This window comes from Pseudomonas sp. UBA4194, assembly GCF_002379585.1.
In the GTDB taxonomy this organism is placed as follows: domain Bacteria; phylum Pseudomonadota; class Gammaproteobacteria; order Pseudomonadales; family Pseudomonadaceae; genus Aquipseudomonas.
In genome coordinates, this window is the sequence record NZ_DFUE01000039.1 from 115,132 (window position 1) to 125,177 (window position 10,046).

At 62.3% G+C, this 10,046-nt stretch carries 9 protein-coding genes; 6 read left to right on the top strand and 3 right to left on the bottom strand.

Going from position 1 to position 10,046, the window contains the following annotated elements; genetic code table 11:
- Nucleotides 1-23 precede the first annotated feature (23 nt).
- Genes B3397_RS10280 through B3397_RS10290 form a run of 3 tightly spaced genes read left to right on the top strand, consistent with a single transcriptional unit; the run spans nt 24 to nt 2,760 of the window.
- Entirely contained in the window at nt 24-917 is an 894-nt protein-coding gene (locus B3397_RS10280; protein ID WP_296249671.1) for an NAD(+) kinase, read from the top strand.
- Nucleotides 917-1,888: a metallophosphoesterase gene (locus B3397_RS10285; RefSeq protein ID WP_296249672.1), complete on the top strand. Its 972-nt coding sequence runs from the start codon at nt 917-919 to the stop codon at nt 1,886-1,888. The genes B3397_RS10280 and B3397_RS10285 overlap by 1 nt, the downstream gene beginning before the upstream one ends.
- A complete protein-coding gene (locus tag B3397_RS10290) occupies nt 1,885-2,760 on the top strand; it encodes a rhomboid family intramembrane serine protease (protein ID WP_296249675.1) in 876 nt (291 codons plus the stop codon). Before B3397_RS10285 ends, B3397_RS10290 begins: the two co-directional genes overlap by 4 nt.
- Before the next feature lie 45 nt (nt 2,761-2,805).
- Here B3397_RS10290 and B3397_RS10295 read toward each other — a convergent pair whose 3' ends face one another.
- Entirely contained in the window at nt 2,806-3,591 is a 786-nt protein-coding gene (locus B3397_RS10295) for a 2-keto-4-pentenoate hydratase (protein ID WP_296249678.1), read from the bottom strand.
- A gap of 175 nt (nt 3,592-3,766) precedes the next feature.
- Between B3397_RS10295 and B3397_RS10300 the strand changes: the two genes are divergently transcribed.
- The 3 genes from B3397_RS10300 to nhaA all read left to right on the top strand — a co-directional run bounded on the left by B3397_RS10300 (nt 3,767) and on the right by nhaA (nt 7,624).
- Entirely contained in the window at nt 3,767-4,864 is a 1,098-nt protein-coding gene (locus B3397_RS10300) for a carboxynorspermidine decarboxylase (RefSeq protein WP_296249729.1), read from the top strand.
- Between the two features lie 27 nt (nt 4,865-4,891).
- A complete protein-coding gene (locus tag B3397_RS10305) occupies nt 4,892-6,127 on the top strand; it encodes a saccharopine dehydrogenase family protein (protein WP_296249681.1) in 1,236 nt (411 codons plus the stop codon).
- Between the two features lie 306 nt (nt 6,128-6,433).
- Nucleotides 6,434-7,624: a Na+/H+ antiporter NhaA gene (gene nhaA / locus B3397_RS10310; RefSeq protein ID WP_296249683.1), complete on the top strand. Its 1,191-nt coding sequence runs from the start codon at nt 6,434-6,436 to the stop codon at nt 7,622-7,624.
- On the opposite strand, the gene B3397_RS10315 is transcribed toward nhaA, so the two are convergent.
- A complete protein-coding gene (locus B3397_RS10315) occupies nt 7,621-9,117 on the bottom strand; it encodes a sensor histidine kinase (protein WP_296249685.1) in 1,497 nt (498 codons plus the stop codon). The two genes, nhaA and B3397_RS10315, sit on opposite strands and share 4 nt — an antisense overlap.
- On the bottom strand, nt 9,114-9,929 hold the full coding sequence (locus B3397_RS10320) for an alpha/beta fold hydrolase (RefSeq protein WP_296249687.1): 816 nt from the start codon (nt 9,927-9,929) through the stop codon (nt 9,114-9,116). The genes B3397_RS10315 and B3397_RS10320 overlap by 4 nt, the downstream gene beginning before the upstream one ends.
- Nucleotides 9,930-10,046: the final 117 nt, after the last annotated feature.

Genomic DNA, 10,046 nt, shown 5'->3' on the forward strand with positions numbered 1-10,046 from the left:
AGACAGACCCAAGCAGGAACCCCATGGAGCAATTTCGCAATATCGGTATCATCGGCCGCCTCGGCAGTTCGCAGGTGCTCGATACCATTCGCCGCCTCAAGCGTTTCCTCCTGGACCGGCATATGCACGTCATCCTCGAGGACACCATTGCCGAAGTCCTGCCGGGGCACAACCTGCAGACTTCGTCGCGCAAGATGCTGGGGGAGGTCTGCGACCTGGTGATCGTGGTCGGTGGCGACGGCAGCCTGCTGGGCGCCGCGCGGGCCCTGGCGCGGCACAACACTCCGGTGCTGGGGATCAACCGCGGCAGCCTGGGTTTTCTCACCGACATCCGCCCCGACGAGCTGGAAGTCAAAGTAGCTGAAGTGCTGGATGGCCACTATCTGGTCGAGAACCGCTTCCTGCTCGAAGCCGAGGTGCGTCGCCACGGCGAAGCCATCGGCCAGGGCGATGCGCTCAACGATGTGGTGCTGCATCCCGGCAAGTCGACGCGCATGATCGAATTCGAGATCTACATCGACGGGCAATTCGTCTGTAGCCAGAAAGCCGACGGCCTGATCGTCGCCACGCCCACCGGCTCCACGGCCTATGCGCTGTCGGCGGGGGGGCCGATCATGCACCCCAAGCTCGACGCCATCGTCATCGTGCCGATGTACCCCCATACCCTGTCCGGCAGGCCGATCGTCGTCGATGGCAACAGTGAGATGAAAATCGTTGTCTCACAGAACATGCAGATCTATCCGCAAGTCTCCTGCGACGGTCAAAACCACTTCACCTGTGCGCCGGGCGATACCGTGACAGTGCGCAAGAAATCGCAGAAGCTGAAGTTGATCCACCCCCTGGACCACAACTACTACGAAGTGTGCCGCACCAAGCTCGGCTGGGGCAGCCGATTGGGCAATACCGGAGGCGATTGATGCTGGACCCGGCGCGAAGTTACGACCTCATCGGCGATGTGCACGGCTGCGCCCACACCCTGGAGCACCTGCTCGACACCCTGGGCTATCGCAAGCAGGCGGGCGTCTGGCGCCACCCCCTGCGCCAGGCATTGTTCCTGGGCGATATCATCGACCGCGGCCCGCGCATCCGCGAGGCCCTGCACATCGTGCACGATATGGTCGACGCCGATCAGGCCCGCTGCATCATGGGCAACCATGAGTTCAACGCACTGGGTTGGACCACCCCGGCGCTGCCCGGTAGCGGCAAGGCTTATGTGCGCGAGCATGTGCCACGGCATGAACGGCTGATCCAGGAAACCCTCGACCAGTTCGCTCACCATCCCGGCGACTGGCACGACTTTCTCGGCTGGTTCTATGAGCTGCCACTGTTTATCGACGCCGAGCGCTTTCGCCTGGTGCATGCCTGCTGGGATGCAGCGCTGATAGACCCGTTTCGCGCCCAGCACCCCGATGGCTGTATCGATGAACATTTCCTGCAGGCGGCGGCGGTGAAAAACAGCTTCGCCAACCAGGTGTTCGATCGGCTGTTGCGCGGCACCGACATGCGTCTGCCCGACGGCATGACCCTGACCGGCGGTGATGGCCTGACCCGCGCGTTCTTTCGCACCAAGTTCTGGGAAGACGATCCCCAGACCTACGGTGACGTGGTGTTCCAACCCGATGCGCTGCCCGAGGACGTCGCCAGTGCGCCGTTGAGCCTGGAGCAGAAAAGTGCGTTGCTGCGTTACGGCAGCGATGAACCCTTGCTGTTCGTCGGCCACTACTGGCGCAGCGGTCGGCCCACGGCTATCCGGCCCAACCTGGCCTGCCTGGACTACAGTGCGGTGCTTTATGGCAAGCTGGTGGCCTACCGACTGGACCATGAAACCTGTATCGACCCGCACAAGTTCGTGTGGGTGGATGTCGAGCGCCCGGAGGCGCTGAAATGAGTGCTATTGCCGTGTTTCGCCTACCGCTGGGTACCGACCTCAGTGGTTTTGTAAGTCTGCTGCGCCGTCTGCAAGTGCCCCATCGAGTCAGTGAGGAAGGCGGCAGCCAGGTGCTGTGGGTGCCCGATGAGCGCATGGCCCACGACATCCGCGAGCTGTACCAGCGTTATCCCCACGGCAATGCCGATGTCGATACGGTGTTGCCCGGATCGCTGGCCGCGCCCCGTCGGCCCGGCTTCGCTCAACAGCTGAAGGCGAGCCCGGCAACTGCCGCGGTATTGCTGGTGTGTTTCGTGGTGGCCGCGCTGACGCTGCTTGGCGATAACCTGCAAAGCCTGCGCTGGCTGAGCTTTCTCGACTTCACCGTGCGCGGGGAGTACATCTATTTCACCCCGCTGGCCGATACCTTGGCCGCTGGGCAATGGTGGCGCCTGTTCAGCCCGATGCTGATTCATTTCGGGCTGCTGCATTTGGCCATGAACAGCCTCTGGTATTGGGAGCTGGGGCGGCGCATCGAAACCTTGCAAGGGCGGATCAATCTGCTCGGTCTGAGCCTGTTGTTCAGCCTGGTGTCCAATGTAGTTCAATATGTGGTGAGCGGGCCGACTCTGTTCGGTGGGTTGTCCGGAGTGCTCTACGGTCTGCTGGGCCACTGTTGGCTGTACCAATGGCTGGCGCCCAACCCGGTCTACCAGTTGCCCCGTGGGGTGCTGGTCATGATGCTGGTATGGCTGGCGCTGTGCATGACGGGGCTGGTCAGCATGCTGGGCTTTGGCGAGATAGCCAACGGCGCCCATGTCGGCGGTTTGCTGGCGGGCTGTGCCACGGGGCTGCTGGGCGGCTGGCTGGCGCGACGCAGAACCCCGGTGTAGGACCCATGGGCCGCATCGGCGTGATGCGGCCTTGGCCCATCGGGCTTAAAGCGTGAACGCCAGGGTCTGGCCGGCGTACTGCACCGACAGACGGTAGCCGGTGCCGGTCAGGTCGAACGGCTCGCACATGGCGCCGGTGGAAACGATCTCGCCGGCACGCAGGGTGATCCCGCGCTCGGCAGCATGTGCATACAGGGCGTTGAGCGAGTTCAGTGGATCGGTGGCGGTGTCGCCGAACAGGCCGCGGGCCTTGGGTACGCCGTCCAGGTGCACCACGGCGGTCTCGGCCAGAGTGCGCAGGGCGTCGTGGTCCAGCCCAGCGCACAGTGGCTCGCCAACGATCAAACCTTCGAAACCGACATTGTCCGCAGCGAAGTTGTACCAGCCGATGGTCTTGCGATCGACGAAACGCGAGCGCACCACTTCGAAGGTGACTCGGGTTTCGCGTATGTCTTCTGGCTGTACCGTGCGCCCGGCGACAGGTGGCAAATCACGATCCAGGACGAAGGCGATCTCGCATTCGATGGTCACCGGCGTGTAGGCCGGCAGTGGCAGGTGCACCCCGGAGGCATGGCAGCGTGCCGCTTCCAGTTGTCCGGCCAGGGGGCGAGGCAGATTGGCCGCGCGCATCGCTGCCGGGCTGCCCACGCCCAGTTTCCACCCGGCGCGGACGCCACCGGCGGCCTTGAACAGTGCGTCCTGGGCGTCGTAGGCCTGAGCCAGGGTCGGCGGTTGCTGCTCGGCTGGCAGGCTGCTCAACAGCTCGCCGCTGCGCCAGGCGCCGAGCAGGGTCGATGCGATGGTGGTGGGGTTGAAGGTGTGCTCAGTCATCCTTGCCTCGGGTGGGTGTGGGGAGAGGGGAAAATAGCATGATCGGGGGTGGATGGTCCCCTCACCCCAGCCAACCCCACCCATTCGCAAAATCCACCCTGAGCCCTTTCGATCTGGAACCAGTGAAGGCACAATGCGTGTCCTTTTTTTGGCTGGCCAGGCCTGGGGCCTCGAAATGATCAAAACGCCGTACTACCTCATCGACAAACAGAAGCTGCTGGGCAACCTCGAGAAGATCGCCTACGTGCGCGAACACTCTGGCGCCAAGGCATTGCTGGCACTCAAATGCTTCGCCACCTGGTCGGTATTCGACCTGATGGAGCAGTACATGGACGGTACGACGTCCTCGTCGTTGTACGAGCTCAAACTCGGCCGCCAGAAGTTCGCCGGAGAGACCCACGCCTACAGCGTGGCCTGGGCCGACGACGAAATCGAGGACATGCTCGCGAACTGCGACAAGATCATCTTCAACTCCATCGGCCAGTTGCAACGCTTCGCCGACGCCTCCCAGGACAAGGTCCGCGGCCTGCGCGTCAACCCTCAGGTGAGCAGCTCGGATTACCTGCTGGCCGACCCGGCGCGTCCTTTCAGCCGTCTGGGCGAGTGGGACCCGGCCAAGGTCGAGCAGGTGATCGAGCAGATCTCCGGCTTCATGTTCCACAACAACTGCGAGAATGGCGATTTCAGCCTGTTCGACCAGATGCTGGGCACCATCGAAGAGCGTTTCGGCCACCTGCTGCACAAGGTCGAGTGGGTCAGCCTGGGCGGTGGCATTCACTTCACCGGCGAAGGCTATGCACTGGACGCGTTCTGCGCACGGCTCAAGTCGTTCTCCGAGAAGTACGGTGTGCAGGTCTATCTGGAACCGGGCGAGGCGGCGATCACCAACAGCGCCTCGCTGGAAGTTACCGTCCTCGACACCCTTTACAACGGCAAGCACCTGGCGGTAGTGGACAGCTCCATCGAAGCGCACATGCTCGACCTGCTCATCTATCGCCTCAACGCCAAGTTGGCGCCAAGCACCGGCGAACACACCTACATGGTGTGCGGCAAGTCGTGCCTGGCCGGAGACATCTTCGGCGAATACCCATTCGATCGTCCGCTGGCCATCGGCGATCGGCTGTCGTTCATCGACGCGGCAGGCTACACCATGGTCAAGAAAAACTGGTTCAACGGCTTGAAGATGCCGTCCATCGTAGTGAAACAACTCGACGGTACTGTCGAGGTGGTTCGTGAGTTTGGTTTCCAAGACTACCTGTCCAGCCTTTCCTGACTGGGCAGCAGAGGAGAAGTAAAGAAATTGAAGAAGAACGTTCTTATCATTGGTGCAGGAGGTGTCGCCAAGGTGGTGGCCCACAAGTGCGCGCAGCACAACGATGAACTTGGTCGTATTGCCATCGCGTCGCGCAACATCTCCAAATGCCAGGCCATCATCGACAGCGTCAAGGCCAAAGGCAGCCTCAAGCAGCCTGCCGACATTCAGGCATTCGCGCTCAATGCATTGGATGTCGAAGCGACCAAGGCGCTGATTCTGGAAACCGAATCGCAGATCGTCATCAACGTCGGCTCCGCGTTTCTGAACATGTCGGTGCTGCGTGCCTGCATCGATACCGGCGTGGCGTATCTGGACACCGCGATCCATGAAGAGCCGGGCAAGGTCTGTGAGACTCCGCCCTGGTATGGCAACTACGAGTGGAAACACCTCGAGGAATGCCAGCAGAAGAACGTCACCGCCATTCTGGGCGTGGGTTTCGACCCAGGCGTGGTCAATGCCTACGCGGCACTGGCACAACAACAGTATTTCGACCGCATTGATTCGATCGACATCCTCGACGTCAATGCCGGTTCCCACGGCAAGTATTTCGCCACCAACTTCGACCCGGAAATCAACTTCCGTGAATTCACCGGGCAAGTGTGGAGCTGGCAGAACAGCCAGTGGACCAGCAACACCATGTTCGAGGTCAAGCGTACCGATGACCTGCCCGTGGTGGGTTCGCAGAACCTCTACCTGACCGGCCACGACGAAGTGCACTCGTTGTCCAAGAACCTGGACGTGCCCAACGTGCGTTTCTGGATGAGCTTCGGCGAGCACTACATCAATGTGTTCACCGTGCTGAAGAACCTCGGGCTGTTGTCCGAACAGCCGGTCAAGACCGCCGAAGGCCTGGAAGTGGTGCCGTTGAAAGTGGTCAAGGCGGTACTGCCCGATCCATCGTCGCTGGCACCGGGTTATACCGGCAAGACCTGCATTGGTGATCTGGTCAAGGGCACCAAGGATGGTAAATCCCGCGAGGTGTTCATCTACAACGTGGCCGACCATGAAGAGGCCTTCGCCGAAACCGACAGCCAGGGCATCTCCTACACCGCGGGCGTACCGCCGGTAGCGGCTGCCTTGCTGGTGGCACGTGGGGTATGGGATGTGCAGCGCATGGCCAACGTCGAGGAGCTGCCAGCCGAGCCATTCCTCAAGGCACTGGACGCCATGGGCCTGCCGACCCGCATCAAGGACGAGAACGGCGACCGCCCCTGGAGCTGACACCGTCGCCCCCCTGTGGGACGGCGTAAAGCCGCGAAGGCGCCTTCACAACACGCACCGCCATCCCCTGTAGGAGCGGCGTAAAGCCGCGAAGGCGGCAATCGTTTCGCCGCCTGGTCCGGGTCGTGTCCCGGGCCTGCCAGCCTCTCCACCGCTGGACGCCGCACCTGCAAAGGGCGGCGGGTGGTTTTGCGTGCATGTACATTGGGGTCTGCTAGAATCCTGCCCTGGGTGCCACCGTAATCGCGCGGGAGGGCAGGTTAAATCGTTGCGCAGGTCGGGCCGCCGCGCGGAGTTTGCGTGCCCATGAGTTTGAAACCCGGTCCTGGGCGAGACGCTGCCAGCGCTCGTCGATCCGCTTTTTCCCTGGCCTTCATCACCCGTTTCTTCGCTGCCGAATCTGCCGGTGGCCTGATCCTCATGGCCAGTGCCCTGGCTGCACTGCTGATCGCCAATTCGCCTTGGGCGTCGGCGTATTTTTCCACGTTGCATATCAACCTTGCCGGGCTATCGATCGCCCACTGGATCAATGACGGATTGATGGCTGTGTTCTTCCTGCTGGTGGGCCTGGAGATCAAACGCGAGATGCTCGCCGGCCAACTTGCCAGTTGGGGGCAGCGGGCGTTGCCGGGTTTCGCTGCGTTGGGCGGTATGCTGGTGCCGGCGCTGATCTATCTGTTCGTCAACCGCAGCACCCCGGAAACCCAGGGTGGCTGGGCCATCCCCGCGGCCACCGATATCGCCTTTGCCTTGGGCGTGCTTTCCCTGCTGGGCAAGCGCGTGCCGGTGTCACTGAAGATTTTCCTCTCCGCCCTGGCCATTCTCGATGACCTGGGCGCCGTGGTGATCATTGCCTTGTTCTACACCAGCGGTCTGTCCACCAGCATGCTGCTGGCATCAGCCGGCGTGGTGGCATTGCTGATCGTGCTCAATCGCTGTGGGGTACGTCGGCTGTTGCCGTACCTGGTGGCGGGGGCGCTGTTGTGGTTCTTCATGCTGCAGTCCGGTGTCCATGCGACCCTGGCCGGGGTGATTCTGGCGCTGTGCATTCCCCTGGGACACCGGGACCAGCCCGCCCGCTCGCCGTTGCTGTTTCTCGAAGAAAAACTGCACCCGTGGGTCGCATTTGCGGTGGTGCCGATCTTCGGCTTTGCCAACGCCGGCGTATCCCTGGCTGGAATATCGCCGAGCAACCTGCTGGACCCTGTGCCCATGGGGGTGGCGTTGGGCTTGTTGCTGGGCAAGCAGATCGGTGTGTTCGGTTTCGCGGCCATCGCGATCCGTACCGGACTGGCCAAGCTCCCCGAAGGCAGCCGGTGGACCCAACTCTACGGTATCGCCTTGCTCTGTGGCATCGGCTTTACCATGAGCCTGTTCATCGGCGCACTGGCCTTTGCCGGCTCGCCGTTGCTGGTGGATGAGGTCAAGGTGGGGGTATTGCTGGGCTCGGTGGTGGCGGCGATTCTGGGCGTGATCGTACTACGCCGCGCCGCCTAACAGGCAGGGAAGTGGGCGGTGAAAGTGGTGCCGCCCTCGGCACTGGATTTCACCACCACACTGCCACCATGGGCCTTGGCGATCTCGCTGACGATGAACAAGCCCAGGCCCACGCTGCGCACTTCCCGGTTGACCTCTGTGCCGCGGGTCATGGGCAGGAAGATCGAGGCCAGCAGGGCGGGCGGTATGGGGCTGCCGAGGTTGTGCACGGCGACTGCAAATCCGTATTGATCGGCGCTCGTGGTTACCGTGACGGGCGAACGTTCGTCGCCGTAGGCCATGGCATTGGAAATCAGGTTGCCCACCAGTTGGTTCAGCCGATCCGGGTCGGCATGGCCTGGAGTATCGGCTTGGGCCACGAAACAGATCTCCCGGCCGGGGTAGAGTAACCTGAGCGCGTCGATGCCTTGGGCGACGCTGCGGTTCAGGTCCATAGGCACTCGCCTGATCGTCAACCCTTGACCGATCCGGGCCTGGGTGAAGTCGAGCAGGTCATTGATCAGCTTTTGCGCGCGTTGCGTCGCGTCGCGAATATGACCCAGCATGGTGGCCTGTCTGGCGGGTACCTCGAGGCCCTGCAGATACTGGGCTGCCATGGATACCACCTGCAGCGGGTTACGCAGGTCATGACTGACGATGCCGATCATCTGCTCGGCAAACAGGGCCCTGTCCTCCGCCAGGACGCGCTGACGGCTGACTTCGGTGATGTCGTGCAGCACACCAACGAATTGCAGCAGTTGGTCGTTATGGTCGAACACGCCGCGACCGGTAGACAGCACCGTGCGCTGTACCCCATCGACGCCGTTGAGGCGATACACGCAGCGAAATTCGTGCCCTGAGGACTTGAGCGCATCGTCGAACACCAGCGCCTCGCGGGCCAGGTCCTGGGGGTCGATGAAGCTTCGGTAGGCGGCCATGGTAACCGGCTGCACGCTGTCGAATCCGAGCAGCTTGGCCACTCGGGGGTCATACAGGCATTCGAGACTTTGGGGGTCGACCTCCCAGAGGTACAGTTGTGCCGATTCCTGGGCGACCCGCAAACGCGCATCGGCCACCGACAATTCGCGCTGCAACAGCAGGTGCTCTTGCAGCGCGTCTTCGGCCTGCCGTTTGGCGATCAGCAATTCCTGCTCGAAAAGGTGCCGCTGCGCTACGACGAACGCCGATAAGTCATCGATCATCTGACCTTGATGCAGGCGGCGGGCAGCGTTGAGCACCATGGGCAGCACCTTGCCGTCTCGGGTCTTGAGATCCAGCTTGACCTCGGCCACCGACCGTTGCATTTCCATCAGCGGTATCCAGTGGGTCTGATAGAACACCCGCCCACCCACGGTCAGGAAGTCTTGTAGCCGCCGCTGCCCCACCAGTTCTTCAGCGCTGTACCCCAGCCAGTTACAGAAGGTCTGGTTGGCCTTCAGGATCAGCCCGGTGGCGCTGGTCACTAGCAGCGCACAAGGCGCGTTCTGGTAGAACGTATCCTGTGCATCGGTCATCGCGCCGCGCTGCCGAAAACGTCGTCGAGGAAGGTCTCGATGGCGGCGATACAGGCGGCAGGCTGGCTTAAGTGCGGACAATGCCCGGTGTTCTCGACGACCTGCATCCGGCCTTTTTCCAGGACCCGCGTCAGGTACTCGCCGACTTCCAGCGGGGCGATGAAGTCGTCCGAAGACTGGATCACCAGGGCTGGCTCGCGGACCTTTGCAGCGTCTTCGCGGTTGTCGGAGAGAAAGGTCACTCGGGCGAAACGCTTGGCGATCTCGGGGTCGGTCTGGCAGAAGCTCTCGGTCAGTTCCAGGCCTAGTTCCGGGTGCTCCGGATTACCCATGATGCTCGGCGCCATGGCACTGGACCAGCCCAGGTAGTTGCTTTGCAGGGCATCGAGCAGCGAATCGATGTCGTCCCGGCTGAAGCCGCCAGGGTAGCCGGGCTCATTGATGTAGGAGGGCGATGGTCCGATCATGACGTGGGCAGCGATCAGTCCCGGTCGGCTGTTGGCGGCCAGTGCGCCGGCCATGGCGCTGACCGAATGGCCGACGAACACCACAGGGCCCTGGCCGAATGCCTCGATGACTTCGGCGATGTCCTGGGCGTAGCCGTTGAGGCTTGCATATTTGCTGACGTCGTAGGCGCTGAGTTGCGACCTGCCGCAACCCACGTGGTCGAACAGTACGGTGCGATAGCGGCTCGAGAACGCCGGCTCGACGTAGCGCCACATGTTCTGGTCGCAGCCAAAGCCATGAGCAAACACCAGCGTCAGCGAGCCTGCGCCGTTGATGACGACATTGTTGCGAGTCTGGACTGACATCCGTGGGGTCCCAAGCGAGAGCGGGCATGTTGCCCGTATAGACGCACAGTCTACCTCAGCGTTGAAGAATCGCTATGACACGCGTCGATCCTGCCGACCCCTTCGCGGCTTCACGCC